Genomic DNA, 26896 nt, shown 5'->3' on the forward strand with positions numbered 1-26896 from the left:
ATTCAAGGAGACCCCCGGTGCATTTCGATGAACTGATCGGCCATCTCGGCCAGCACACGGTCGACGGCCTGTCCAAGGGCGCCATCTACGCCCTGATCGCCCTCGGCTACACCCTCGTCTACGGCGTCCTTCGTCTGATCAACTTTGCGCACTCCGAGGTGTTCATGGTCGGTACCTTCGCGGTGCTGATCCTCTGGAACCAGCTCGGGGTGGAAAATAACCCGCCTGTCGGCCAGGCGATCCTGCTCCTGGTGCTCGGTCTGGCCGTCGCGGCGGCCGCCTCGGGCGGTACGGCTCTGGCTCTTGAACGGATCGCGTACCGGCCGTTGCGGCGGAAGAACGCGCCGCCGCTGATCTTCCTGATCACCGCTATCGGTCTGTCACTGGTCTTCGTGGAGCTCTTCGGGCAGGTGCTGCCCAAGCTGCTCGGTGGCGTGCTGCCGGATGTGTTCGGCCGGCCCCGGCAGATCGTCGGAATGCCGACGATCATCCAGCAGGAGACCCTGTTCACCATCGGCAACACCGCGATCACGAACATTCAGCTGATCGTCTTCATCGCGGCCGTGGCGATGATGGCGATGCTGGACTGGTTCATCAACCGCACCCGGTACGGCCGGGGTGTGCGGGCGGTGGCGCAGAACCCGGAGACCGCCGCGCTGATGGGCGTCAACCAGGAGCGCGTGATCATGCTGATCTTCGTGCTCGGCGGGATCATGGCCGGTGCCGCCGCTCTGCTGTGGAGCATGCGGTTCGGCTTCACCCAGAACAGCATCGGCTTCGTGCTCGGCCTCAAGGCGTTCACCGCCGCGGTCCTGGGCGGCATCGGTAACCTGCGCGGCGCGCTGCTGGGTGGCCTCTTCCTCGGCGTCGTCGAGGTCTACGGCGCGACGCTCTTCGCGTCCAACTGGGAGGACGTCATCGCCTTCGTGGTGCTGATCGTGGTGCTGATGTTCCGGCCGACCGGTCTGTTGGGCGAGTCTCTCGGGAGGGCCCGCGCATGATCGACAAAATTCGCTCCGCTGATCGCCGCCGGGTGAGCATGCTGACCACGGTCGGCGACCGCTGGCGGGCGCTGACGAAGTGGCAGCAGGCCCTCGGGCTGGCCGCGTTCGTGGCGATCCTCTACTACCTGCCGTTGCTCGGCATCCCGGGCCTGACCTGGTTGCGTACCGACTCGATCCAGGGCGGCAACAACTGGGCGGGCGTGCTCTTCGTCTGCGCCATCTACGTGCTGGTCGCGATCGGCCTGAACGTGGTGGTCGGCCTCGCCGGCCTGCTCGACCTGGGCTACATCGGCTTCTTCGCCATCGGGGCGTACAGCGTGGCGCTGTTCGGTTCGGTGAACTCGCCGGTGGTGAAGTGGATCCAGCAGGAGTTCAACCTGCCGTCGACGTGGGCGGTGACCTGGGCGATCTGCCTGTTCATCGCGATCGTGCTGACGATGATCTCCGGGGTGCTGCTGGGCTGGCCGACGCTGCGGCTGCGCGGTGACTACCTGGCCATCGTGACGCTGGGCTTCGGCGAGATCATCCGGATCGTGGCTCGCAACGCCACCGGGCTGACCAACGGCCCGGTCGGCATCTCGGCCATTCCCGGCCCGGAGGGTGCGCCGTCGCCGGACAACAAGGTCTTCGGCCTGATCGACGCGAAGCCCTGGTACTGGTTGGCGATCACCTTCGTGCTGATCATGGTGTTCCTGGTCCGCCGGCTGGAGCGCAGCCGGGTCGGCCGGGCGTGGCTCGCCGTTCGGGAGGACGAGGACGCCGCGGCGGTGATGGGCGTGTACCCGTTCAAGTTCAAGCTCTGGGCGTTCGCCATCGGTGCGGCGCTCGGCGGCCTGTCGGGCTTCCTCTTCGGCAGCCGGAACGCGTTCATCGACCCGACCCAGTTCAACGCGAACCTCTCCATCCTCTTCGTGGCGATGGTCGTGGTCGGCGGCTCCGGCAACATGATCGGCGTCTCGCTCGGCGCGGTGCTGCTCGCGTACCTGCCGGAGCGGTTCCGCGATTTCGCCGACTACCGGTGGCTGGTGTTCGGTCTGGCCATGGTGCTCGTGATGATCCTGCGTCCGCAGGGCCTGATCCCCAGCCGGCGACGGGCCCGCGAGTTGAAGGACCGCGCGGCGGAGGCAGAGGAGGCGCCCGCTCATGTCTGACCAGACCACCAGCACGGCGACGCCGAAGATCCCGACCCAGCCGGGCCCGCGCTCGGTGCTGCTCGAGGTCGACGACGTCACGCTCCGCTTCGGCGGCGTGGTCGCCCTCGACAAGATCAATTTCCAGATCTACGAGGGTGAGATCCTCGGTCTGATCGGCCCGAACGGTGCCGGCAAGACCACCAGCTTCAACGTGATGACCGGCGTCTACAAGCCGACCTCCGGGGCGGTCCGGTTCCGTGGCCAGAAGGTGACCGGCCGCAAGCCGCACCAGATCAGCCAGCTCGGCATCTCGCGGACGTTCCAGAACATCCGTCTCTTCCCGGAGATGACGGCGATGGAGAACGTCATGGTCGGGACGGACTCCCGGCACAAGACGAGCGTGCCGGGTGCGCTGTTCCGGGTGCCCCGGTTGAAGGCCAAGCCGCACGAGCTGCCGCAGGTCACGGCCCCGTCCGGGCTCGCCCGGACGTGGCAGGAGATCCGCCGGTCCTGCGCCAAGGCGTTCGGGCTGTCCCGGTACGTCCTGGAGGAGCGGGCTGCCGAGGCCAAGGCACTCGAGCTGCTGCGGTTCGTCGGGATCGCCGACCGGGCCAACGACGAGGCGCGCAACCTGCCGTACGGCTACCAGCGCCGATTGGAGATCGCCCGGGCGCTGGCCACCGAGCCGAAGCTGATCTGCCTGGACGAGCCGGCCGCCGGCTTCAACCCGGCGGAGAAGGAGGAGCTCCTCACCCTGATTCGCAAGATCCGTGACATGGGCCTGACCGTCCTGCTCATCGAGCACGACATGCGGCTGGTCATGGGGGTCACCGACCGGATCGTGGTGCTGGAGTTCGGCCGCAAGATCGCCGAGGGTGCGCCCGCGGAGGTCAGCCGCGATCCGAAGGTGATCGCCGCATACCTGGGGGAGCCCGCCGATGACGCTGCTTGAGCTCGAGAACGTCGCCGTAGCCTACGGCCGGATCGAGGCGCTGCACGGCATCAGCCTCAGCGTGAACGAGGGTGAGGTGGTGGCGCTGATCGGCGCGAACGGCGCCGGTAAGACCACCACCATGCGGGCCATCTCCGGAACCCGGTCGCTCGCCAGCGGAAAGATCACGTTCAACGGCGAGGACATCAGCAAGCTTCGGGCCGACCTGCGGGTGGTCCGGGGGCTGTGTCAGTCGCCGGAGGGTCGGCAGATCTTCCCGGGTATGACGGTGATGGAGAACCTGGACATGGGGGCGTACACCCGGCGGGACTCCGCCGGCATCGCCGCCGACCTGGACCGGGTGCTGACCCTGTTCCCGCGGCTGGCCGAGCGGCGCAAGCAGGCCGGTGGCACGCTCTCCGGCGGCGAGCAGCAGATGCTCGCGGTCGGCCGGGCGTTGATGAGCCGACCGAAGCTGCTGCTGCTGGACGAGCCGTCGATGGGTCTTGCCCCGTTGGTGATCCGGCAGATCTTCGACATCATCACGGAGATCAACCAGCAGGGCACCACGATCCTGCTGGTGGAGCAGAACGCCCAGCAGGCGCTGTCGCGGGCGCACCGCGGCTACGTGCTGGAGACCGGTCAGATCGTGAAGGAGGGGTCCGGTCAGGACCTGCTGCACGATCCGTCGGTCAAGGAGGCGTACCTCGGCGTGGCCTGAGCCATCCGACCGGCGGCCGGCCATCCCTCGCGGGGTGGCCGGCCGCCGGCTTTTCCGGCCGGCTGTCCCGTTCCCGTCGGACGCGCGGTGCCGCCACCCGGGGATGTCGGTGCGACGGACTAGAGTCGCTGCCGTGACAGCTACGACGCCGCGCCTGCTCCTCGTCGACGGACATTCCCTGGCATACCGGGCTTTCTTCGCCCTGCCGGTGGAAAACTTCTCCACCACGACGGGTCAGCCGACCAACGCGGTGTACGGCTTCACCTCGATGCTGATCAACGTGTTGCGGGACGAGCAGCCCACCCACATCGTCGTGGCCTTCGACGTCTCCCGCCGTTCCTTCCGCACCGACAGATACGCGGAATACAAGGCCGGCCGCAGCGAGACCCCGACCGACTTCAAGGGCCAGGTCAGCCTGGTCAAGGAGGTCCTGGCCGCGCTCCAGATCCCGGTGGTGGAGAAGGAGGGCTTCGAGGCCGACGACGTCATCGCCACGCTCGCCTGCCAGGCCCGCGACCAGGGCATGTCGGTGCTGATCAGCAGTGGTGACCGGGACGCGTTCCAGCTGGTCGACGACCAGATCACCGTCCTCTACCCCCGCAAGGGCGTCTCCGACCTGGCCCGGATGGACCCGGCGGCGATCGAGACGAAGTACGGCGTCGGGCCGCAGCAGTACCGGGACCTGGCCGCGCTGGTCGGCGAGACCAGCGACAACCTGCCCGGCATCCCCGGTGTCGGCCCGAAGACCGCGGCCAAGTGGATCACCACGTACGGCGGGGTGGAGGGCGTGATCGCCCGCGCTGACGAGATCAAGGGCAAGGCCGGCGACAGCCTGCGGGAGCGGCTCGCCGACGTGATCCGCAACTACGAGATCAACCGCCTGGTCTCCGACCTGGAGCTGCCGCTGCGCCCGGAGGACACCCGTTGGACCGGTTGGGACCGGGAGGCGGTGCACCAGGTCTTCGACACCCTGGAGTTCCGCATCCTGCGCGACCGGCTCTACCAGTACCTGGAGGCGGTCGAGCCGGAGGCCGAGTCCGGGTTCGACCTCACCGGCGAGGTGCTCACCGCGCCCGGCGCGCTGGCCGGCTGGCTGGCCGCGCACGCCCCGACCGGCACCCCGGTCGGGATGGCGGTCAAGCTCGACACCGGCCCCAACCGCCGGCACGCCGCCTCCGTCGTCGGTCTGGCGCTGGCCACGGCCGGCGGCGCGGCGGCCTGGGTCGACCCGGCGGGTCTCGACCCGGCCGACGAGGGCGCCCTGGCCGCCTGGCTGGCCGACGCACATCGGCCCAAGGTGCTGCACGACAGCAAGCCGGCCGTGCTGGCCTGCGCCGCGCACGGCTGGGAGCTGGCGGGCATCGTGCGGGACACCCAGATCGCCGCCTACCTGGCCCGCCCCGACCAGCGCTCCTACGACCTGACCGACCTGGCGCTGCGTTACCTGCACCGCGAGCTGCGGGTGGACGTCCCGGAGTCCGGCCAGCTCACCCTCGACGGGCTGGGTGACGAGGGCGTGGCCGAGCAGAACCTGATGCTCCAGGCCCGGGCCACCCTCGACCTGGCCGACGCGATCGACGCCGAGCTGTCCCGCGACGGTGAGCAGTCCGCCCGGCTGATGGCCGGGGTGGAGCTGCCGCTGATGCGGGTGCTGGCCGGCATGGAGAGTACCGGCATCGCCGCCGACACGCACTACCTGTCCGAGCTGGAGGCGCATTTCGCCGCCGAGGTGAAGGCCGCCGCGCAGGGCGCGTACGAGGCGGTGGGCCGGGAGTTCAACCTCGGCTCGCCCAAGCAGTTGCAGGAGATCCTCTTCACCGAGCTGGGCCTACCCAAGACCAAGAAGATCAAGACCGGTTACACCACCGACGCGGACGCCCTGCAGTGGCTCTACGCGCAGAATCCGCACCCGGTGTTGGCCCACCTGCTGCGCCACCGGGACGTGGCCAAGCTCAAGTCCACCGTCGACGGTCTGCTCAAGTCGGTCTCCGACGACGGCCGGATCCACACCACCTTCAACCAGACGGTGGCGGCCACCGGCCGGCTCTCCTCCACCGAGCCCAACCTGCAGAACATCCCCATCCGCACCGAGGAGGGCCGGCGGATCCGCCGGGCGTTCGTGGTGGGCGAGGGCTACGAGTGCCTACTGACCGCCGACTACAGCCAGATCGAGATGCGCATCATGGCGCACCTGTCCTCGGACGACGCGCTGATCGAGGCGTTCAACTCCGGCGCCGACTTCCACGCGGCCACCGCCTCGTCGGTCTTTGGAACGCCGGTCGACGAGGTCACGCCGGACCAGCGCCGCAAGATCAAGGCGATGAACTACGGCCTGGCGTACGGGCTGAGCGCGTTCGGGCTGTCCCAGCAGCTCAACATCGGCACCGAAGAGGCGCGCGGGCTGATGGAGAACTACTTCGCCGGGTTCGGCGGGGTGCGTGACTACCTGCACCAGGTGGTCGCCCGGGCCCGTCAGGACGGCTACACCTCGACCATTCTGGGTCGCCGTCGCTACCTGCCCGATCTGGGCAGTGACAACCGGCAGCGCCGCGACATCGCCGAGCGGATGGCGCTCAACGCCCCGATCCAGGGCTCGGCGGCCGACATCATCAAGCTGGCGATGCTGCACGTCGACACCGCGTTGGGCGAGGCCGGGCTGCGCTCCCGGATGCTGTTGCAGGTGCACGACGAGTTGGTCTTCGAGGTCGCGCCGGGTGAGCGCGAGGTGTTGGAGGCGCTGGTCCGGCGGGAGATGGGCGAGGCGTACCCGCTGTCGGTGCCGCTGGAGGTGTCGGTCGGCGAAGGGCGGGACTGGAACAGCGCCGACCACTGATTTCTGTTGCTTGCGGTGGGGGTTCCGGGGCAGCCCGACCCACTCCGGGCGGTCAGGCTTGATCCCTGCCCGGGTCGGGCTGCCCCGGAACCCCGACGAGGTTGCTGTGGTCGGGCTGTTCGGCGTTGTTGATCAGAGTGGTGCCGTCCGGAGCGTGGGTCAGCGGCCGGGTCCTCGGCGCTCCTTCGGCGGTGTGCCGTGCCGATCGAGCGCCCGCCGGGACGGGCCGCCCGGTGGCGGAAGCGGACCCTTGAGAGGGTCGTGACCCCAGTTCATCAGCGACCAGCGCCACTTGGTGTCGCGGACGTTGCCGGAGGGGCGCTGGGCCATGTGCCGGCGGACGTAGCCGACCACCTTGCGCATGTGCTTGTAGTCCCCGTCCGACAGGTCGGCGCGCTTGCGGCGCAACAGGTCGATGATCTTTCGACCGGACTCGTGCCCGACCGACTCGCCGCCGCCGGAGCTGCCGCCCTTGTGCCAGCCGACCTGCTTCGACTCGTCGGTCTCCAGCCAGGACGACAGCTCGCCGGGCTTCATGTTCACCGCCTCGGTGAACTCCCGGTAGGTGTCCCGGCCGTCATGATCCGCGCTCATGACGCAGCACCTCCGGGCGGTGGGCCACGTCCCGGCCCGAGTCGTCGTTGCGGATGCGGTACTGCGGCTCGTCCTCGGTCGCGTTCACGGCGTGCCCGCGTACGTGCGTCCGATCAACCAGCTTCTCCTTGACCACGCCGTATGCCCGTCCGCTGTGACTGGCCCAGGAGACGTGGTCGCCTTCGCGGAACTCCCTCTGCTCGGCCATACGTTCCGGCTACCCGACCGCGCCGGGGCGAAACGGCCGGCCGGCCCGGCGGACTACGGCGTGATCTCGGCGATCGGCAGCCGCACCGTGAGTGCGACGCGGTCATGCCGCGGGCTTCTCGGTGACGAAGATGGCGGTGCCGGGGAAGAGCCGGCCGCGCAGCGGGCTCCACTGCCCCCAGATGCCCTCGTGCCCGGCCGGCCACTCCGGTTCCACCAGGTCCAGCAGCCGGAACCCGGCCCCGACCAGTTCCCGGATCCGGTCGCCGAGGGTCCGGTGCTGCTCGACGTAGGTGGCCACGCCGGCTTCGTCCTGCTCCACGTAGGGGGAGCGGTCGAAGTACGAGTGCACGGCGGTCAGCCCGCCCTCGCCCGGGTCGTCCAGGAAGATCCAACGCATCGGGTGGGTGACCGAGAAGACCCACCGGCCGCCGGGGCGCAGCACCCGGTGCACCTCGGCGAGCAGGGCCGCCGAGTCGTCCACGAACGGGATCGCGCCGAACGCGGTGCAGGCGAGGTCGAACGACCGGTCGGCGAACGGCAGGGCGAGCGCGTCGGCCTGCACCAGCGGTACGCGTACCCCGGTGCGGTCGGCGGCTTCCGCGGCGTGCCGCAACATGCCGGCGGACAGGTCGAAGGCGACCGGCCGGGCGCCCTGGGTGGCCAGCCAACGGGCGGCGGCCGCGGCGCCACAGCCCACCTCCAGCACCCGGCGCCCGGGCAGCTCGCCGAGCAGCCGGGCGTCGACCTCGCGCAGCCCCTCGGGGCACCAGACGAAGTCCACGTCTCCGAGGAAGGCGCCGTGCTCGGCCTGGTAGTCGTCGGCGTCGGTGTCCCACCAGCCGCGGTTGGCCCGCCGGGCCTCGGCGTCACCCACCCGGCGCCGGGTCACCCGGCTGTCGTCATCCACCCGCTCACGCTAGGCCCCGTCGCGACCGTCGGGGTGCGGTGGGCCGGCCGACCCGCCGGCACTTTCGCGTTGCCGGCCGGACACCCGCCGGGTGGTGCTGCTGGTGCCCGTGTGACGCAGGAGACAGCAGGGGCGGTATCCGGGCGATTGTTCGGCTTTCGCAGGTCATCGCAGGGCGAGAAGCCGGGAGGGCTTGCACGCTGTGGTAATGCGCACGGTAGGCTAGACGATGCGCTCGCGGATCGCGTTGCCTCGGCAGGGAGCAGGTGCGCGGTCGACGGAGCCACATCATGATCTCACTAGGCGATCGTTCGGTGTGCCCGGCGACGGATCCGCTGGCGCGAACAGGTCACCGCGACACCAGCCTGCTGTGACAACCCATCCGACCGGAGCAACCGCCCACATGACGAGCAGCATCGAGGCCCCCTCGAGCGCCACCCGGGTCACCCACGACGATCTCGGTTCCGAGGAGGCTTTCCTCGCCGCGATCGACGAGACCATCAAGTACTTCAACGACGGCGACATTGTCGAAGGCACCGTCGTCAAGGTCGATCGGGACGAGGTCCTGCTCGACATCGGCTACAAGACCGAGGGTGTCATCCCCTCTCGGGAGTTGTCGATCAAGCACGACGTGGACCCCGCCGAGGTTGTGACGGTTGGTGACCACATCGAGGCCCTGGTCCTCCAGAAGGAGGACAAGGAGGGTCGTCTGATCCTCTCCAAGAAGCGGGCGCAGTACGAGCGGGCCTGGGGCACGATCGAGAAGATCAAGGACGAGGACGGCGTCGTCCGCGGTTCGGTCATCGAGGTGGTCAAGGGTGGCCTCATCCTCGACATCGGGCTGCGCGGCTTCCTGCCGGCGTCCCTGGTCGAGATGCGGCGCGTGCGCGACCTGCAGCCGTACGTCGGGCGGGAGCTCGAGGCCAAGATCATCGAGCTGGACAAGAACCGCAACAACGTGGTTCTGTCCCGCCGGGCCTGGCTGGAGCAGACGCAGTCCGAGGTGCGCACCGAGTTCCTCAACAAGCTGCAGAAGGGCCAGGTCCGCAAGGGCGTCGTGTCCTCGATCGTCAACTTCGGCGCGTTCGTGGACCTTGGCGGCGTCGACGGTCTGGTGCACGTCTCCGAGCTGTCCTGGAAGCACATCGACCACCCGTCCGAGGTCGTCGAGGTGGGCCAGGAGGTCGAGGTCGAGGTCCTGGACGTCGACCTGGACCGCGAGCGGGTCTCGCTGTCGCTGAAGGCGACGCAGGAGGACCCGTGGCGGCAGTTCGCCCGCACCCACGCGATCCAGCAGATCGTGCCGGGTAAGGTCACCAAGCTCGTCCCGTTCGGTGCGTTCGTCCGGGTGGACGACGGCATCGAGGGCCTGGTCCACATCTCCGAGCTGGCCGAGCGCCACGTGGAGATCCCGGAGCAGGTCGTCCAGGTCGGTTCCGAGGTCATGGTCAAGGTCATCGACATCGACCTGGAGCGCCGCCGGATCTCGCTGTCGCTCAAGCAGGCCAACGAGGGCTTCGTCGAGGGCGAGGAGCACTTCGACCCGACCCTCTACGGCATGGCCGCGACGTACGACGCCGAGGGCAACTACATCTACCCGGAGGGCTTCGACCCGGAGACGGGCGAGTGGCTCGAGGGGTACGACAAGCAGCGCGAGACCTGGGAGAACCAGTACGCCGAGGCCCGTCTGCGCTGGGAGGCCCACACCAAGCAGGTGCAGACCTCCCGGGCCGCCGACGCCGAGGCGGCTGCCAACCCGACTCCGGCCGTCCCGGCCGCTGGCGGCACCACCTCCTCGACCAGCCCGGCCCCGAGCCGGCAGGCCGAGGAGCCGGCCGGCACCCTGGCCACCGACGAGGCGCTCGCCGCTCTGCGGGAGAAGCTCGCCGGCGGTAAGTGACCCGCTGAACGACGACGGGCCCCGTCCCCGCGATCTTCGGATCGTCGGGGGCGGGGCCCTCGCCGTACTCATCCAGGATCGAGCACGATCTCACCGCCACCACCAGCGCCCCACACCGGTTTGGCGGCCGGGTCCGTGATCCGGTTGACTGGTCCGGTGCTGAGGGTGGGATTGACCGGCGGGATCGGGTCCGGCAAGAGCGCTGTGGCCGCGCGGCTGGTCGAGCGGGGTGCCGTGCTCGTCGACGCCGACCGGGTGGCCCGGGAGGTCGTGGCGCCGGGCACCGAGGGCCTGGCCGAGATCGTCGCCGCCTTCTCCGAGCGGGTGCTGGACGCCGAGGGCGCGCTGGACCGCGCCGCACTGGGCGCGGTGGTGTTCGCCGACGAGACCGCCCGCCGTCGGTTGGAGGCGATCACCCATCCCCGGGTCCGGGCCCGCACCGCCGAACTGGTCGCCGCCGCGGCACCCGACGCGATCGTCGTCAACGACGTACCGCTGCTGGTGGAGGTCGGTCTCGCGCCCACGTACCACCTGGTGGTCGTGGTGCAGACGGCCGTACCGACCCGACTGGAGCGGCTGGCGCGCGACCGGGGGATGGACCGTGCGGAGGCCGAGCGGCGGATCGCCGCGCAGGCCGACGACGCCCGCCGCCGCGCGGTGGCGGACGTGGTGCTGACCAACGACGGAAGCCTCGCGGCGCTGCACGCAGAGGTGGACAGGCTCTGGCACAAGCGGCTGCTGCCCTACGAGCACAACCTGCGTGCGCGGCGGGTGGTCCCGCCGGGCCGGGTCGAGGTCGACCCGACCTGGCCCGAGCAGTACGCGCGGCTGGCCGCTCGGATCCGGCACGCGCTCGCCCCGGCCGACCTGCGGATCGACCACATCGGCGCGACCGCCGTGCCCGGCCTCGCCACCGAGGACGTGATGGACGTGCAGGTGGCCGTGCCCACTCTCGCCGACGCCGACGGGACGCTGGCCGACCGGTTGGCGAACGCCGGGTTCCCGCGGGTGCCGGGGCAGTGGTGGGACGATGCGCGCCCGGCCGGCAGCGGCCGGTGGGAGAAGCGGCTGCACGGCAGCGCCGACCCGGCCCGCCCGGTGCGCCTGCACGTGCGGGTGGCCGGATCGCCGGGCTGGCGGTACGCGCTGCTGACGCGCGACCACCTGCGCGCCGACCCGGGCCGGCGGGCCGGCTACCTGCTGCACCAGCGGGAGTTGGCCGACGCGGCACCGGTTGTCAGCGGCTCCGGTACGGCGCGCGACCCCTGGTTCGACGAGGAGTACCTGCGCGCCGAGCGGTGGGCCGCGCAGAACGGCTGGCGGCCGTAGGCGCCACGGTCGGTCAGGTGGTGGCCGCGGCGCGGGGCACCGGGGCCAGCCGGGGCACCGAGGCGGGGTTGAGGTCGAGCTGTGCCCACGCGCCGGGGGCGGTGTGCAGCTCCAGCCGGCGCAGCGACCCGTTCCGGTCGATCCAGTAGCGCAGGAGCGCGTCCGCGGTGCGCAGTTCGATGACGTCCACGGTCCGCCCGGCGGCGACGTCCTCGCGTATCCACACGGCCGCGCCGCGCTGCCCGGCCGACCCGGCGGCGGCCACCGCCGCGCCAACCAGCAGGCTGAGGTCGTCCGTACCGGACCGGGTGAACCGCCACGCCCCGGCGGGCGGCGGCAGCGGCGGCCGACCCGGCGCCTCGGCCGTGCCACCGCCACCGGCCGCGGCCGGTACGTCCGCCCGGGCCAGACCGGCGGTGTCCCGCCGGAGCAGGGTCCGGCGATCCGGTACGCCCAGATCGGCCACCGCCAGGTACGCGGTGCGCGCGGTCCAGCTCAACCACCCGGCGCCGCGCAGGTTGGTGTCCGTGCCCACCGGGGCGGTCAGTGTCAGCGCGGCCCCGCCCTGCGCGCGCAGCCGGGCCGGCAGGCGGCTGAGCCGGTCCCGCTCGGCGTCGGTCAGCGCACGGGGCAGCCCCGGCCGGCCACCGAGCGCGTCCACCGGCCGCAGCGTCGGCCGGTCCGCCCGGTTGAGGATCACGGTGACCGGGCCGACGCCGGGCAGTCGGGCGACCAGCTTGTGCAACCGGCTGTCCTGGTCGAGCCAGTAGCGGGGCTGCCCGTCCGCGTCGCCGCCCGCGCTCGGCGTGCCGGCCGCCGCGCTGCCCGGTGCCGGGTTGCCGCTGGCGCGCGCGCCGCCCGGCAGCGGCGCCTGCAGGACGTCCACCGGGCCGGCGGCGACGGTGTCCCGGGCCAGCCAGCGGGCGCCGCCGTCGCGGAGTGCCTGAGCCGGGTCCGGGCGGTCGGCGGCGAGGCCGAGGAGCAGGTCGAGCACCGGTGCCAGGCCCGCGCCGGGTGCCAGGTGGTGCAGCCGCCAGTGGTCCGCCGGCGGCACCAGTGGCGGCGCGGCGGGAGTGGGCACCGCCGACGGGTCCGGCCGGATCACCAGCACCGGACCGACGCTCTGCAACAGGCCCCGCTCGGCGCCCGCGCCCGGCCCACCCACGTCGAGGTAGAGCAGCGGCCGCGACCAGTCCACCCATCCCACGAGCTCGGTACGGGCGGCGCCGGTGCCGACCGTGACGCGGACCCCGGCGCGCAGGTCCCGCAGGTTGGTGACCCGCATCGCGGCCAGCCGCTCGCCCTCGGCCACGGTCAGCGGCCGGGCGGGCTCGGGCGGGTCGGGCGACCAGCTCAACAGCCCGATCACCAGCGCGGTCGCGGACGTGACCGCGGTCAGGCCGAGTAGCAGGAGCACCGTCCGGCGGCGGCGGCCGGCTCGGGTCGGGCCCGTGGTGTCGGCGGCCGGGTCGGCGGCGCGGCCGGGGCGGGACGTGCTGTCGGTGTCGCGCGTCGCAGAGGTGTCCACGGATGTGAAACGGGTCGGGCGGCGGCGGGGTGACGAGCAGGGGTGGGTGGCATCGCCGGAACGAGCAGGGGCGCTCGCGGCGGCCGGTCTGCGCCTCGAGCGCGACCACACGGGTGCGCACGCCGGACGCGCCGGGTGCTGCGACCGCAGTGCCGGGGGTGGCCGGCCGAGATGAGTGGCCTGGGCCACCGGCCCGGTCGGCCGCCGCGAGCGGCCTACAGCGAGAGCCTAGCGCCGGTGACATGCGCCACACAATGGGAATATTGAAGCTGATCACGTACCCGCCGTGACGGCGGTTCCTGTCGGACCTCCGGCGTACCGTTGAGGTCATGGCGCTCGACATTCCCCGGCTCGACAGCCGCTTCCAGGTCGTCAGTGACTTCCAGCCGGCCGGCGACCAGCCCGCCGCCATCGACGACCTTGAGCGTCGCGTCCGGCGTGGCGACCGCAACACGGTGCTGCTCGGCGCGACCGGCACCGGCAAGAGCGCCACCACCGCGTGGCTGATCGAGCGGCTGCAGCGCCCGACCCTGGTGCTCGCCCCGAACAAGACGCTCTGCGCGCAGCTGGCCAAGGAGTTCAGCGAGCTGCTGCCGCACAACGCGGTCGAATACTTCGTCTCGTACTACGACTACTACCAGCCCGAGGCGTACATCCCGCAGACCGACACCTACATCGAGAAGGACTCCTCGATCAACGAGGAGGTCGAGCGGCTGCGGCACTCGGCGACGATGTCGCTGCTGACCCGCCGGGACGTGATCGTGGTGGCGACCGTGTCGGCGATCTACGGCCTGGGCACCCCGGAGGAATACCTCGACCGGGCGGTCCGGGTCGAGGTGGGCCAGGAGCTCGACCGCGACAAGCTGCTGCGCCGGCTGGTCGACATCCAGTACACCCGCAACGACATGGCCTTCAACCGCGGCACCTTCCGGGTCCGCGGCGACACGCTGGAGATCATTCCGGCGTACGAGGAGCTGGCCGTCCGCGTCGAGATGTTCGGCGACGAGGTGGAGAAGCTCTACTACCTCAACCCGTTGACCGGTGACGTGGTCCGCGAGGTCGACCAGCTGGTGATCTTCCCGGCGACGCACTACGCGGCCGGCCCGGAGCGGATGGAGCGGGCCATCCGCGACATCGAGGTGGAGCTGGCCGAGCGGCTGGCCGAGCTGGAGCGGCAGGGCAAGCTGCTGGAGGCGCAGCGGCTGCGGATGCGCACCACCTACGACATCGAGATGATGCGGCAGGTGGGCTTCTGCTCCGGCATCGAGAACTACTCGATGCACATGGACGGGCGGCTGCCCGGCAGCCCGCCGCACTGCCTGCTCGACTACTTCCCGGACGACTTCCTCACAGTCGTCGACGAGTCCCACGTGACGATCCCGCAGATCGGCAGCATGTACGAGGGTGACGCCTCGCGTAAGCGGATGCTCATCGACCACGGTTTCCGGCTGCCCAGCGCGGCCGACAACCGACCGCTGCGTTTCGACGAGTTCCTGGAGCGGGTCGGCCAGACGGTCTACCTCTCGGCGACTCCGGGCCCGTGGGAGCTGGAGCGGGCCCAGGGCGAGTTCGTCGAGCAGGTCATCCGTCCCACCGGGCTGATCGACCCGGAGGTCGTGATCAAGCCGACCAAGGGCCAGATCGACGACCTGATGCACGAGATCAAGCTGCGCACCGAGCGGGACGAGCGGGTGCTGGTCACCACGCTGACCAAGAAGATGGCCGAGGACCTGTCGGACTACCTGCTGGAGAACGGCATCCGGGTGCGCTACCTGCACTCGGAGGTCGACACGCTGCGCCGGGTGGAGCTGCTGCGCGAGCTGCGCAAGGGCGAGTACGACGTGCTGGTCGGCATCAACCTGCTCCGCGAGGGTCTGGATCTGCCCGAGGTGTCGCTGGTGGCGATCCTCGACGCCGACAAGGAGGGCTTCCTGCGCAGCGGTCGGTCACTGATCCAGACCATCGGCCGGGCCGCCCGTAACGTCTCCGGCCAGGTGCACATGTACGCCGACAAGATCACCCCGTCGATGGCGGCCGCGATCGACGAGACCGACCGGCGCCGGGCCAAGCAGATCGCGCACAACGAGGCGCACGGGATCAGCCCGGAGCCGCTGCGCAAGAAGATCCACGACATCCTGGACGACATCTACCGCGAGGCGGAGGACACCGAGAACTCCCGGGTCGGGGGCGCGGTGCGCCAGCTCTCGCGGGGCAAGGCGCCGGTCAAGGAGACCCGCAGCCGGAGTCGGGCCGCCGCCACCACCCCCTCCCGGGAGGGGATGGCACGCGCCGACCTCGCCCAGCTCATCCAGGAGCTCAACGACCAGATGCTGGCCGCCGCGCGCGAGCTGCAGTTCGAGCTGGCGGCCCGGATCCGCGACGAGGTCGCCGACCTGAAGAAGGAGCTGCGCGGCATGGACGCCGCCGGCGTGAAGTGACGATCACGCCAGCGGGCCGAAACGGCAGGTGCGAGCCGGTCCGCCCGGTCCACGGGAGTGATCGGGCGGTTGCGGTGCGCGAGCGTGGTATTGCACTGGGTGATCGTCCTGCGTACTCTCCCTCGGTGGGGAGGCGGGGATGCCGGTGCCAACAAGTCCTGTCATTCGACGTGTGCGGCTCGGCGCCGAGCTGCGCCAGTTACGCCGCCGCGAGGCGCTGACCCTGGAGCAGGTCTGCGACCGGCTGGGCTGGGCGTCGACGTCCAAACTGTCCCGCATCGAGCTGGGCCAGAGCCGCCCGGACCTGGCCGACGTCCTGGATCTGCTCGACGTCTACCAGGTGCCGGCGCCCACCCGGGACGCGCTGATCGTGATCGCCCGGGACGCGGCCACCAGCCGCGGCTGGTGGAAGACGTTCGGCGAGATGAGCGAGCGGCAGCGCACGTACGCCGAGCTGGAGGCGGGTGCCGCCCACATCGTCGAATATCAGCCGGCGGTCGTGCCGGGGCTGCTCCAGACCCCGGCGTACGCCCGGTTGCGGGTCGCCGCCGGCGCCCTGCTCACGCCCGAGGTCGACGTGGAGGCCGAGGTGCGCGCCCGGGCGCTGCGACAGGAGGTGCTGCGCCGGGCAGACCCGCCGCGCTACACGGCGGTGCTGGCCGAGGCAGCCTGCGACCCGGGTGACCTGCCGGTCGCGGTCTGGCGTGAGCAGCTGCGGCACCTGGTCGCCGTGAGCGGGCTGGCCCACGTGACGGTGCGGCTGCTGCCCCGCGGGGTGGCCGGCGACGGGCTGCACCCGCTCACCCCGTACTCCTGGTATGCCTTTCCCGACCCTGCGGATCCGCGGACGGTGATGCTGGAGGCGTTGACCACCGACGTCCGGTTGACCACCGCGCTTGACGTGGACCGGTACGAGCGGATGACCGAGGCTCTGCTGGCCGCCGCGCTGTCGCCGGAGGAGACGGTCACCGCGCTGGCCCGCCGCGTCGGCGAATGAGGGCACGGCGCGACCACCGGACCCGGCGCCCCCGAGCCCGTCGGGGCCGGCGGCCGGCGCGTGCGGAGGGCACGATAACCGTTGGGTACGACAGCTCCACTCAGGCCGGTACGTCGATGAAGTGCTCGACCAGGGGCGGCCCGGCGAAGTACGGCCCGATCAGCTCGCGCCACCGCGTGAAGCGCTCGGTGGCCCGGAAGTTCTCCTCGTGCGCCTCGACCGAGTCCCACTCGACCAGCAGCACGAAGCGGGTCGGGGACTCGATCCCCCGGGTCATCCGCACCGAGCGGCAGCCAGGCGTCCCGGCGAGCACCGGGTGGCCCTGGGCGTACGCGGCGGCGAACGCGTCCTCGTTTCCGGGCAGTACGTCGATCAGCGCGACCTCAAGCACCATGGTGGAGAGCCTCCCACGAGGGGCCGGCCGGGCGGCGTGGAGGGTTCTGTTCCGGTGCCGACACAGACCCTAGGGTGGCACCGTGATGATCGCGACGGGGAACATCTGCGGGGCTGGATGACCGAGCGGTTCCGCGCCGAGCTGGCGGGGTGCGGGGTGCCGGTGGTGGAGCTGGCCGGACCGCACGCCGAGCGGCTGGTCCGTGCGGTGGCGGCCTGCGACGCGCTGCTCGCCGCCGGCTGGCCGCTCGGCGACCCGCTCGTCGCACCCGGCACGCACTAGCCTCCTAGGACGCCTGAGGGACGTGTCGGACGTTATTCCCGGTCGGCGGGTGGGCGGCGACACCGGTTGCCCGGGGTGCGATCACACGGCGTGGTGAGGAACAATGGTCGCGGAGGAGGGGAGTATTCCCTCGCGACGGAGTCGTCAGCACGGTCGATCGCCGGAACGTCGGCGGCCCCGACCCGGCCCCGTCGGTCGCCGTCCCGCTCGCGGGAGGTGGCGGAAGAGACCTCCGACAGTCACCAGAGTGAGCGTCAGCGGCACACCGGCCCCCGCGGGGGCGTACGGTGTGCCCGACGCCGCGTGTCTGCCGGAGGAATGAAAGTTGGACGTGTCCGGATTGGTGTGGGCGGCAACGCTCGTCGCACTGACTGCGGTTCTGCTCGTCGACCTGTTGATCATCGGTCGGCGGCCACACGAGCCCAGTGTGCGCGAGTCGAGCCTCTGGGTCGCCTTCTACGTCGGCCTGGCCCTGCTCTTCGGGGCCGGTGTCTGGTTCGCCTCCGGGGCGAGCGCCGCCGGGCAGTTCTACACCGGCTGGCTCACCGAATACAGCCTCTCGGTGGACAATCTCTTCGTCTTCGTGATCATCATGGCCCGCTTCGGGGTGCCCCGGCAGTACCAGCAGAAGGTGCTGCTGGTCGGCATCGTGCTGGCGCTGGTGATGCGCGGTGGGTTCATCGCCGCCGGCGCCGCGCTGATCTCGCAGTTCTCCTGGGTCTTCTACATCTTCGGCGCCTTCCTGATCTACACGGCGGTCAACCTGGCCCGGCAGGGCGAGCCGGACGAGGGCGAGTTCTCGGAGAACCTGCTGATCCGGTGGAGTCGTCGGGCACTGCCGATCTCCAAGAGCTACGACGACGCGAAGCTGACCACCCACGAGAACGGCCGGCGGCTCTTCACGCCGATGCTGATCGTGATGATCGCGATCGGCACCACCGACCTGATCTTCGCTCTGGACTCCATCCCGGCGATCTTCGGCATCACCCAGGAGCCCTACCTGGTCTTCACCGCGAACGTCTTCGCGCTGATGGGCCTGCGTCAGCTCTACTTCCTGCTCGGCGGCCTGCTCGACCGGCTGATCTACCTGAGCTATGGGCTGGCCGTGGTGCTCGGCTTCATCGGGGTCAAGCTGGTGCTCGAGGCGCTGGCCGACAACAACCTGCCGTTCATCAACGGCGGGGAGCACGTGGGGTGGGCGCCGCACATCCCGATCTGGCTCTCCCTGCTGGTCATCCTCGGCACCCTGCTGGTCGCCACGGTCGCCAGCCTGATGAAGTCCGCCCGGGACCGACGCCGCGAACTGGCCGAGGCTCGACGCTGACCCGCCGCCGGCCGGGTGCGGGTCAGCGCCCGGCCGGTCAGACCCGGTGCGCGCCGACCAGGGTGGCGGTGCGGTCGGCCGGCAGCGGCTCCTCCACCACTCGCCGCCGCCGGTAGCAGGCGTGCAGCATCCGCCGGTTCTCGTGGTCGCCGGGGACTGCGGTGACGATGCCGATGTGGTGGATCTTCCGGCCGGGGCGGGCGAAGAAGTAGAGGTCGCCGGGACGCTCCTCACCCAGCGGCAGTGGTGTGGTCGCCTCGGCCTGGTCGTCGGCGTCGCGGGGCAGCAGCACCCCGAAGCGGCGCCAGGCCAGGTGCACCAGCCCCGAGCAGTCGATGCCGTACGCGGAGAGCCCGCCCCAGACGTAGACGACGTGCAGCAGCCGCTGCGCTACCGCGAGCGCGTCGGCGGCGCTGGGTGGCGTGGCCGGCGCGGAGGTGAGCTGACCGTCGGGCAGCCAGAGCGGCGCGGCCTGGCCGGGGGCGTGCACCGGCTGCCAGCCGTCGGCCGCTGGGCCGGCCGGGACGAGACGGGTGCCGACGACCACGCCGGGCAGCACCACCGGCCCGTTCGGCGCGGCGCGCAGCCCGGTGACCGTGGCGTCCACGACCAGGGGGCGGCCGGTGACGGCCGGGTCGACGGGGGCCAGTTGGTCGGCGGGCAACCAGCCCGGGTAGCCGCGCGGGTCCAGCTTGGCGGCCGGTTGCTCGACGGCGACCACCCGCGCCCAGCCGTCCGGGCGCAGCTCGCTGATGAGCACCCGTTCGCCCAGCAGTAGCTGGCTCAGCACGCAGTCGCCGACCTGTTGGTCGTTGTCCAGGCCGGAGACCCAGGTCGAAATGTCGGCGCGTGCGGTCAGCGCCGGCTGATCCACCGGGCGGACCGCCTCGGGGGAGGTCCACAGCGTCGCCACCGCGACCCGGACGACGGCCTCGCGGCCCGGCTGCAGCTCCACGTCAACCCCCAGCTCGTGCCCGCTGTCCCTGGAACCCTATGAAAGAAACCAACGATCATCAACTGCGGGGCTGCATCTTTGCTTCAGCCAGGCCCGAGATGCCCAGGCCGGGAGCGTCCGGCAGCACCACCGTCGCCCCCTCGTAGCGGAGCCCGCCGTGCACCGGTGACCAGGCCAGCCACCAGGCGGCGTCCAGGTCGGCGACGGCTGTGGTGCCGTACGCGCCGACCAGGCTCGCCGCCGCCCCGATGCCGACCTGGGTCTCCATCATCGACCCGACCACCGTGCCGAGCCCGTGCGCGGCGGCCAGCTCCAGCAGGGTGCGCGCCGGTTGCAGTCCGCCGCACTTGGCCAGCTTGACGTTGACCAGGTCGGCGGCCCGTCGACGGATCACCTCCACCAGTTCACGGACCCCGAAGACCGCCTCGTCGGCCAGGATCGGCACGGACACCCGGTCGCTGACCCACGCCAACCCGTCCAGGTCCCAGCGGGCCACCGGCTGCTCCACCAGCTCCACGTCCAGCCCGGCGTCCTCGATGCCGCGGATGACCCGTACCGCCTCCCGGGGCGTCCAGCCCTGGTTGGCGTCGAGCCGGATCCGCACCCCGGCACCGACCGCCGAGCGGACCGCCCGGACCCGGTCCAGGTCGCCGGCGGCGTCGGTGCCGACCTTGAGCTTGAGCACGCCGAAGCCGTCGGCCCGCCGCTGCCGCGCGGCCGACGCCAGGTCCGCCGCGTCGCCCGCGGCCAGCGTGACGTCCGTGGGGACCCGCAGCGTGGTGCCGCCGAGCAATCGCACCAGGGGTACGCCCAACCGTCGGGCGGCCAGGTCGTGCAGGGCGACGTCCACCGCTGCCTTGGCCGCCTCGTTGCCGACCGCCGCGCGCTGCACCTCGGCGCAGCGGGCCACCAGGTCGTCCGGGTCGCGCCCGGTCAACAGGGGTCCGAGCAGCTCCCGTACGCACGCCTCGGCGCCACCGACCGACGCGCCGGTGACCTGCCAGACCTGCGGTGCCTCGCCGAAACCGGACCGGCCGTCGGCGTCGATGAGTTCGACGACCAGTGTGTCCACAGTGGTGGTACGGCGCAGCGCGGTGACGAACGGGGTGTGTAAGGGGGCGGAAACCCGGTGGGTGCGTACCGCCGAGATCGTCATGTCGGGCACCCTATACGTAGGCACGCGGTGGGAGGGGAGACCGGATGACCGGGCGGGACTGGGAGATGGTGGGCGCACCGAACGCGCGCGACCTGGGCGGCCTCGTCGGCGCGGACGGCCGGCGGGTACGCACCGGGCTGGTGATCCGGACCCCGGCGCTGGGCCGGCTCACCGACGAGGACCTGCCGGTGCTCGCGAAGCTCGGCCCGGCGTGCGTGGTCGACCTTCGTGACGGCTCGGAGATCGCGGTGGCCCCGACGGACCGGCTGGTCGGCGAGCCCCGGGTGGTGCACCTGCCGGTGCACGATCCGGAGCACCCGGTCTTCACGTACGTCTCGGCGGTGCTGCTCGGCCATGACCTCGACGCGTACGCCGAGCTGGCCCGGCAGGGCACGGCGGCGGCGATGGCCGCGATCTACCGGTGGTTCGTCACCGGCGAGTCGGCGCGGGTCGGCTTCGCCGAGGCGGTGCGGCTGGCCGCCCGGGCGGAGAACCTGCCGTTGGTCTACCACTGCTCGGCCGGCAAGGACCGCACCGGCTGGCTCACCGTCATCCTGCTGACGGCGCTCGGGGTGGACGAGGCGACGATCCGCGCCGAGTACCTGCGCAACAACGCGCTGACCGACAGCCTGCGCGCGGTGATCGTCGAGGCGATGCGGCGCCGCCAGCCCGAGCTGGACGTCGACGCGGTGCTGCCGGTGCTGGAGGTCCGCCCCGAGTACCTGGATGCCGGCTACGAGGAGGTCCACCGGGTACACGGCTCATTCGACGGCTACCTGCGCGACGGCCTAAACCTGCCCGACGAGGTCCTCAAGGCGCTGCGGGCCCAACTGCTGGAGTGAGCGTCGATCTAGGGCATATCGCTGTGATCGTAGATCAACTCACGGCGATTTGCCCTAGATCGACGTGGCGGTGGGTGTGGGGTCAGAGGTGGTGGCGGGCCGCCCAGATTTGCGCCGAGATGTGGGCGATCAGTCGGCAGGCGTCGTCCTCGACCTCGTCGCCGCTGGGGCCGCCGTCGGCCAGGTCGGTCGTCGTGCAGACGGCGATGACGTACGGCGGGGCGTCGTCGGGCAGGACCACCCCGGCGCCGTGCCGTACGCCGCGTACCCAACCGTTCTTGTGCGCGATCCGGGTGCCCTCGGGCAGGCCGGCGGCCAGGTCCTCGCGGTGCTCCTGGGCGAGCAGCACGTCCAGCATGGACGCGCAGCCGGCCGGCGAGGCGAGCCGGCCGGGGCTGGTCGCCCCGGTGGCGAGCGCGCCGAGCAGGGCGGCCAGGTCGTGGGCGGTGACCAGGTTGGTGATGCCGGCCTCGCGGGCGGCGAAGTCCTCGATGCCGCGGCCGGTGATGCTGTGCCGGGCTCCGGCCAGCGCCCACACCTCGGCCACCGCGGGCAGGCCGACGTGGCCGATGACCAGGTTGGTGGCCAGGTTGCTGGACCGCACGATCATCCGGTCGGCGAGCCAGCGCAGCGGCGCGGTGCCGCCCACCCGGTCCCAGACCGCGTCGTCGTTGTCGTAGTGCTGCGCGCAGGAGAAGCGGGGTGCGCCGGGCTGGGCCGAGTCGAACTCGTTGACCACCGGGACCGGGGCGTCCAGCTCCAGCGTGCCGGCCTCGGCGGCGCGGTGCAGCGCGGCGAGCACCGCCGCCTTCATGGTGCTGGCGGCGTAGTGGGTGGCGTCGGCATGGCGGGTCCAGGCCGGCGGCGCGTCGAGGCGGCCCACGTACGCCGAGACGGTGCCCGGCACCTTGTCCAGATGGGCGTCGAGATCATCCCAGGTCATGCCGGTGACCGTAGCGGATCACCGGCGGGTGGGCCGGGCAGGCCCGCGTACCCCGCCGGAAAGCGGACGGGCGCGCCGACCGCAAGCGGTCGACGCGCCCGGTGCCGGGTGCTGGTGAGGTCAGCCGGCGTGCTTGCGGCGGGCGGCGGCCCGGCCACGCAGCTGCTGATCGAGCACGACCTTGCGGATGCGCACCGCGGTCGGGGTGACCTCGACGCACTCGTCCTCGCGGCAGAACTCGAGCGCCTGCTCCAGCGACAGCTTGCGCGGCGGGATCAGCTTCTCGGTCTCGTCGGAGGTCGAGGCCCGCATGTTGGTGAGCTTCTTCTCCTTGGTGATGTTGACGTCCATGTCGTCGGAGCGGGAGTTCTCGCCGACGATCATGCCCTCGTACACCTCGGTGGTCGGCTCGACGAAGAGCTGGCCGCGCTCCTGCAGGTTGATCATCGCGAAGGCGGTGACCGCGCCGGCCCGGTCGGCGACCAGGGAGCCGTTGTTGCGGGTACGCAGCTCACCGAACCACGGCTCGTAGGACTCGAAGACGTGGTGCAGGATGCCGGTGCCCCGGGTGTCGGTCAGGAACTCGGTGCGGAAGCCGATCAGGCCGCGCGCCGGGACCAGCCACTCCATCCGGATCCAGCCGGTGCCGTGGTTGACCAGCTGCTCCATCCGGCCCTTGCGGGTGGCCAGCAGCTGGGTGATCGCGCCCAGGTACTCCTCGGGCGCGTCGATGGTCAGCCGCTCGACCGGCTCGCAGGTCTTGCCGTCGATCTCGCGGGTGACGACCTGCGGCTTGCCGACGGTCAGCTCGTAGCTCTCCCGGCGCATCTGCTCGACCAGGATGGCAAGCGCCAGCTCACCGCGGCCCTGCACCTCCCAGGCGTCCGGGCGCTCGGTGGGCAGCACCCGCAGCGACACGTTGCCGACCAGCTCCTTGTCGAGCCGGTCCTTGACCATCCGCGCGGTGACCTTGGAGCCCTTGACCCGGCCGACCAGCGGCGAGGTGTTGGTGCCGATGGTCATCGAGATGGCCGGCTCGTCGACGGTGATCAGCGGCAGCGGCACCGGGTTCTCCGCGTCGGCCAGCGTCTCACCGATCATGATCTCGGAGATGCCGGCGACCGCGATGATGTCGCCCGGGCCGGCCGACTCGGCCGGCTTGCGCTCCAGGCCCTCGGTCATCAGCATCTCGGAGATGCGGACCCGCTGGGTGCTGCCGTCGGTGCGGCACCAGGCCACCGTCTGGCCCTTGTTGATCGTGCCCTGCCGGACCCGGCACAGCGCCAGCCGGCCGAGGAACGGCGAGGCGTCGAGGTTGGTCACGTGCGCCTGCAGCGGCGCGCCCTCGTCGTACGCGGGCGGCGGGATGGTGTCCAGCAGGGTGCGGAACAGCGGCTCCAGGGAGCTGCTGTCGTCCGGCACGGAGCCGTCGGCGGGCTGGGTCAGCGAGGCGATGCCGTCGCGGGCGCAGGCGTAGACGATCGGGAAGTCGATCTGCTCCTCGTCGGCGTCCAGGTCGAGGAAGAGCTCGTAGGTGTCGTCCACGACCTCCTTGATCCGGGCGTCGGGGCGGTCCACCTTGTTGATCACCAGGATGATCGGCAGCCGCGCGCGCAGCGCCTTGCGCAGCACGAAGCGGGTCTGCGGCAGCGGGCCCTCGCTGGCGTCGACCAGCAGCACCACGCCGTCGACCATGGTCAGGCCGCGCTCCACCTCGCCACCGAAGTCGGCGTGGCCGGGGGTGTCGATGATGTTGATGGTGACCGGGTCGGAGCCATCCGCCGGCAGGTAGCGCACGCCGGTGTTCTTGGCCAGGATGGTGATGCCCTTCTCCCGTTCCAAGTCCCCCGAGTCCATCACCCGCTCGGTCGTCTCACCGCGGGCGCCGTACGCGCCGGCCTGCCGCAACATGGCGTCGACCAGGGTGGTCTTGCCGTGGTCGACGTGAGCGATGATGGCGACGTTGCGGAGGTCGGTGCGAAGCTGCATACCCTCTATCCTTCCGCCTGCGCTCGCGCAGGCCGCGTCGGGGTCACCCCCAGGTGCCCCTGATCTCTGGTGAAACTGCTGTCCGGGTCGTTCTCCCGGCTGGCATGCTGGCTCCCGTGTCCCGGGGGCCTGAGTGCATGACCTGCTGACCTTTGTGCAGGGTCTGCCCACGTTGTGGATCTACCTGGTCGCCGCGCTGATCGTGGCGGGCGAGACCGCGGTGATCTTCGGCCTGCTGGTGCCGGGTGAGGCTACCCTGCTGCTCGTCGGCTTCCTCACCTACAACGGTACCTTGCGGCTGGGCCCGGCGTTGCTGGCGATGATCGCCGCCGCGGTCCTCGGTGACGCGCTGGCGTTCCGCGCCGGCCGGCGGTACGGCTCGCGGCTGCGTGCCGGGCTGGGCCACCGGGTCGGGCCCGAGCGGTGGGGCCGGGCCGACGCCATGCTCGCCCGGCTGGGCGGGCGGGGTGTGTTCGCCGCGCGCTGGGTGGCCTTCGCCCGCACTCTGGTGCCCCGGCTGGCCGGCGCGGCCGGTATGCCGTACCGGCGGTTCGCGCCGTGGAACCTCGCCGGCGTGGCGACCTGGGTGGGGGGCTCGGTACTGCTCGGGCACGTCGCCGGTGAGTCGTACGACACGGTCTCCCGGTTCCTCGGCCGGGCCACCGGCGCGGTGCTGGTGCTGCTGGCCGGCCTGCTGGGGGTGGTGCTCGCCGGCCGGTGGCTGGGCCGTAACCCGGACCCGGTCCGGGCGCTGCTCTCCCGGGCCGGCGCGCTGCCGCCGGTGCGCTGGCTCAGCGCCCGTTACGGGGTGCTGTTCTTCCTGGTGGCCATGCGGATCGGCCCGGCCTGGACGCTGCTGCTCAACCTCGCCGCCGGGCTGCTGCTGCTCTTCGCCGCCGGGCTCGCCATCGCCGGCCTGCTCGCCGTGGTGGTCCGCAACAGCGGGCTGGCCGCGCTGGACGGGGCGATCGGGGGCTGGTTCGCCGCCCGGCGGACCCCGGACGCCGCCGACGCCACGCTGGCCCTGGTGTCGCTGGTGCGGGGGTGGGTGCTGATCGTCCTGGTGGCGCTGGTGGCGGCGGTGCTGGCGTGGCGGAACCGGCCCTGGCGGGCGGACCTGCTCAGCGTGGTCGGCACGGTGGGCGCGTTCGTGCCGCTGCTGGTGCTGGCCGTGGTGGCCGAGCTGACCGGGTCGCCGGGGGCGGGGCCGGGCGGCGGCGAGGGGGTCCCGTTTCCTACGCAGAACGCGGTGGTCGCGGCGAGCTTCTGCACCCTGGCCTGGCTGGTGTCCCGGGGTGCCCGCTGGCCGGTGGCGGTGGCCGCCTGGACGGCCGCCGCCGCCGGGGTGCTCGGCGTCGGCGCCGCCCGGCTCTACCTCGGGTTGGACACGGCGAGCGGGACCGCGGCCGCCGTGCTGCTCGGGGTGCTCTGGACGCTGGTGTTCATGGTCGCCTGGGCCACCCGGGACCGGGCGGTGGGGGAGCGGGAGCAGCCGCAGGACCCGGTCCGGCCGCGGTCGCAGGGGCCTCGCCGCCCGGTCGAACCTTGCTAGGGTGCTGCGGCGACGGTCACACGGGGGAGGAACGGCATGCGTGGACGGACCGGTCGGGTGGGTGCTGTGGTGCTCGCCGGGCTTCTGCTTGCGGGCGCGATGGCCGGCTGTGCCGACCGCGGTGAGAGCCCGCAGGGCCAGGCGGCGCCGGTCGCGGTCACCGATGAGCCGACGGAGGCCGCGGTCGACGAGGCCGCCGTGGAGCCGAGCCCGTCGGTGAGCGGGGTGGCGGCCATGGGTGCCGCGCCGAGTCGCAGCGCGACCCCGACCCCGAAGCCGACGAAGAAGCCGACCCGCCCGTCCGGCCCGGCGACGAAGCCGCGCCCGGTGGCGAAGCCGCCCACCGAGATCAAGGTCCCGCCGGCGCCCCCGAAGCCGGCACCGACCTCCTGTAAGCCCAGTTACAAGGGCACCCAGGCGACCCGGGCGGAGACCAAGGCGGCGCTGGCCGACGCGGCCGCCCGCGTCTACTGGCCGACCTCCGCACCGACCATCGAGATCCCGCTCAAGCTGCTCAAGGCCACCGCCTGGCAGGAGAGCGGCTGGCAGTCCAACATCTACGCCTGCGACGGCGGCGTCGGGCTGATGCAGGTGATGCCGGGCACCGCGACCTGGATGAACCAGCGGTTCGAGCAGAGCTACGAGATCGACGACTACCGGGACAACGCGTACCTGGGCGCCAATTACCTGGCCTGGCTGACCAAGTACATCGGTGACATGTACTTCGAGTCCGACTTCCGGCTCGACGCCAACCTGTGCACCTCCGAGCTGAACTCCTGTCTGCTCAACGCGGTGATCGCCGCGTACAACTTCGGGCACGGGGCGGTGGCGCAGGAGGGAAAGCCGCTGGCCATCCCCAACCCGTCCTACGTGCGCAACGTGCGCGCGCTGATGACCGAGTGCGTCTGCCTGGGTTACTGAGCGAGCCGATCGG

Annotated in this window: 23 protein-coding genes; 14 read left to right on the forward strand and 9 right to left on the reverse strand. The window is 71.6% G+C overall.

Going from position 1 to position 26896, the window contains the following annotated elements; genetic code table 11:
* The first annotated feature begins 17 nt into the window (after positions 1-17).
* From GA0070607_RS21575 to polA, 5 genes are all read left to right on the forward strand, one after another.
* Positions 18-1001 (forward strand): branched-chain amino acid ABC transporter permease, encoded by a 984-nt coding sequence (locus GA0070607_RS21575; RefSeq protein WP_089019816.1) that lies wholly within the window; start codon positions 18-20, stop codon positions 999-1001.
* Complete coding sequence (locus GA0070607_RS21580; RefSeq protein ID WP_089019817.1) at positions 998-2155, forward strand: branched-chain amino acid ABC transporter permease; 1158 nt, start codon at positions 998-1000, stop codon at positions 2153-2155. Before GA0070607_RS21575 ends, GA0070607_RS21580 begins: the two co-directional genes overlap by 4 nt.
* A complete protein-coding gene (locus GA0070607_RS21585; protein WP_089019818.1) occupies positions 2148-3089 on the forward strand; it encodes an ABC transporter ATP-binding protein in 942 nt (313 codons plus the stop codon). Before GA0070607_RS21580 ends, GA0070607_RS21585 begins: the two co-directional genes overlap by 8 nt.
* Complete coding sequence (locus GA0070607_RS21590; protein ID WP_089019819.1) at positions 3076-3789, forward strand: ABC transporter ATP-binding protein; 714 nt, start codon at positions 3076-3078, stop codon at positions 3787-3789. The genes GA0070607_RS21585 and GA0070607_RS21590 overlap by 14 nt, the downstream gene beginning before the upstream one ends.
* A gap of 133 nt (positions 3790-3922) precedes the next feature.
* Positions 3923-6622 (forward strand): DNA polymerase I, encoded by a 2700-nt coding sequence (polA, locus tag GA0070607_RS21595; protein ID WP_089019820.1) that lies wholly within the window; start codon positions 3923-3925, stop codon positions 6620-6622.
* A gap of 159 nt (positions 6623-6781) precedes the next feature.
* Here the strand turns inward: polA and GA0070607_RS21600 are convergent, their stop codons facing one another.
* The 3 genes from GA0070607_RS21600 to GA0070607_RS21610 form a co-directional block, all read right to left on the reverse strand.
* Positions 6782-7216, reverse strand: coding sequence for a DUF3140 domain-containing protein (locus GA0070607_RS21600; protein WP_089019821.1), 435 nt, complete (start codon positions 7214-7216; stop codon positions 6782-6784).
* Complete coding sequence (locus GA0070607_RS21605; RefSeq protein ID WP_089019822.1) at positions 7200-7424, reverse strand: hypervirulence associated TUDOR domain-containing protein; 225 nt, start codon at positions 7422-7424, stop codon at positions 7200-7202. Before GA0070607_RS21605 ends, GA0070607_RS21600 begins: the two co-directional genes overlap by 17 nt.
* A 102-nt stretch (positions 7425-7526) precedes the next feature.
* Positions 7527-8333 (reverse strand): class I SAM-dependent methyltransferase, encoded by an 807-nt coding sequence (locus GA0070607_RS21610; RefSeq protein ID WP_089019823.1) that lies wholly within the window; start codon positions 8331-8333, stop codon positions 7527-7529.
* Positions 8334-8736: 403 nt separating this feature from the next.
* Between GA0070607_RS21610 and rpsA the strand changes: the two genes are divergently transcribed.
* Complete coding sequence (gene rpsA, locus GA0070607_RS21615; protein WP_089019824.1) at positions 8737-10233, forward strand: 30S ribosomal protein S1; 1497 nt, start codon at positions 8737-8739, stop codon at positions 10231-10233.
* A gap of 156 nt (positions 10234-10389) precedes the next feature.
* The gene (gene coaE, locus GA0070607_RS21620; protein ID WP_089022004.1) at positions 10390-11562 is read left to right on the forward strand and encodes a dephospho-CoA kinase; all 1173 of its coding nucleotides are present in this window, start codon (positions 10390-10392) and stop codon (positions 11560-11562) included.
* A 13-nt stretch (positions 11563-11575) separates the two neighbouring features.
* Here the strand turns inward: coaE and GA0070607_RS21625 are convergent, their stop codons facing one another.
* Entirely contained in the window at positions 11576-13090 is a 1515-nt protein-coding gene (locus GA0070607_RS21625) for a hypothetical protein (protein WP_089019825.1), read from the reverse strand.
* Between the two features lie 329 nt (positions 13091-13419).
* Between GA0070607_RS21625 and uvrB the strand changes: the two genes are divergently transcribed.
* Together uvrB and GA0070607_RS21635 are read left to right on the forward strand one after the other, a co-directional pair.
* Positions 13420-15528, forward strand: coding sequence for an excinuclease ABC subunit UvrB (gene uvrB, locus GA0070607_RS21630; protein WP_089019826.1), 2109 nt, complete (start codon positions 13420-13422; stop codon positions 15526-15528).
* Positions 15529-15667: 139 nt separating this feature from the next.
* Positions 15668-16525 carry a helix-turn-helix domain-containing protein gene (locus GA0070607_RS21635; RefSeq protein ID WP_089019827.1) on the forward strand — a complete coding sequence of 286 codons (858 nt, stop codon included), beginning with the start codon at positions 15668-15670 and terminating at the stop codon, positions 16523-16525.
* A gap of 100 nt (positions 16526-16625) precedes the next feature.
* Here the strand turns inward: GA0070607_RS21635 and GA0070607_RS21640 are convergent, their stop codons facing one another.
* The gene (locus GA0070607_RS21640) at positions 16626-16919 is read right to left on the reverse strand and encodes an antibiotic biosynthesis monooxygenase family protein (RefSeq protein WP_089019828.1); all 294 of its coding nucleotides are present in this window, start codon (positions 16917-16919) and stop codon (positions 16626-16628) included.
* 117 nt (positions 16920-17036) lie between these two features.
* Here GA0070607_RS21640 and GA0070607_RS21645 point away from each other — a divergent pair, with 117 nt between their 5' ends.
* Positions 17037-17201, forward strand: coding sequence for a hypothetical protein (locus tag GA0070607_RS21645; protein ID WP_197701113.1), 165 nt, complete (start codon positions 17037-17039; stop codon positions 17199-17201).
* A 325-nt stretch (positions 17202-17526) separates the two neighbouring features.
* A complete protein-coding gene (locus tag GA0070607_RS21650; protein WP_089019829.1) occupies positions 17527-18525 on the forward strand; it encodes a TerC family protein in 999 nt (332 codons plus the stop codon).
* Positions 18526-18562: 37 nt separating this feature from the next.
* Here GA0070607_RS21650 and GA0070607_RS21655 read toward each other — a convergent pair whose 3' ends face one another.
* Positions 18563-19480, reverse strand: a complete 918-nt coding sequence (locus tag GA0070607_RS21655; protein ID WP_089019830.1) for a C40 family peptidase — start codon at positions 19478-19480, stop codon at positions 18563-18565.
* Positions 19481-19538: 58 nt separating this feature from the next.
* On the reverse strand, positions 19539-20636 hold the full coding sequence (locus GA0070607_RS21660) for a mandelate racemase/muconate lactonizing enzyme family protein (protein ID WP_089019831.1): 1098 nt from the start codon (positions 20634-20636) through the stop codon (positions 19539-19541).
* A 44-nt stretch (positions 20637-20680) separates the two neighbouring features.
* Here GA0070607_RS21660 and GA0070607_RS21665 point away from each other — a divergent pair, with 44 nt between their 5' ends.
* Positions 20681-21478, forward strand: coding sequence for a tyrosine-protein phosphatase (locus GA0070607_RS21665; protein ID WP_089019832.1), 798 nt, complete (start codon positions 20681-20683; stop codon positions 21476-21478).
* Between the two features lie 82 nt (positions 21479-21560).
* On the opposite strand, the gene GA0070607_RS21670 is transcribed toward GA0070607_RS21665, so the two are convergent.
* Both GA0070607_RS21670 and typA read right to left on the reverse strand, forming a co-directional pair.
* Positions 21561-22421 carry a serine hydrolase gene (locus GA0070607_RS21670; RefSeq protein ID WP_089019833.1) on the reverse strand — a complete coding sequence of 287 codons (861 nt, stop codon included), beginning with the start codon at positions 22419-22421 and terminating at the stop codon, positions 21561-21563.
* A gap of 120 nt (positions 22422-22541) precedes the next feature.
* Positions 22542-24410: a translational GTPase TypA gene (typA, locus tag GA0070607_RS21675; RefSeq protein WP_089019834.1), complete on the reverse strand. Its 1869-nt coding sequence runs from the start codon at positions 24408-24410 to the stop codon at positions 22542-22544.
* 133 nt (positions 24411-24543) lie between these two features.
* Here typA and GA0070607_RS21680 point away from each other — a divergent pair, with 133 nt between their 5' ends.
* Complete coding sequence (locus tag GA0070607_RS21680; protein WP_089019835.1) at positions 24544-25962, forward strand: DedA family protein; 1419 nt, start codon at positions 24544-24546, stop codon at positions 25960-25962.
* A 36-nt stretch (positions 25963-25998) separates the two neighbouring features.
* Entirely contained in the window at positions 25999-26883 is an 885-nt protein-coding gene (locus GA0070607_RS21685) for a lytic transglycosylase domain-containing protein (RefSeq protein WP_089019836.1), read from the forward strand.
* The last annotated feature ends 13 nt before the right edge of the window (positions 26884-26896 follow it).

It is taken from the genome of Micromonospora coriariae, assembly GCF_900091455.1.
GTDB classification, from domain to species: Bacteria; Actinomycetota; Actinomycetes; order Mycobacteriales; family Micromonosporaceae; genus Micromonospora; species Micromonospora coriariae.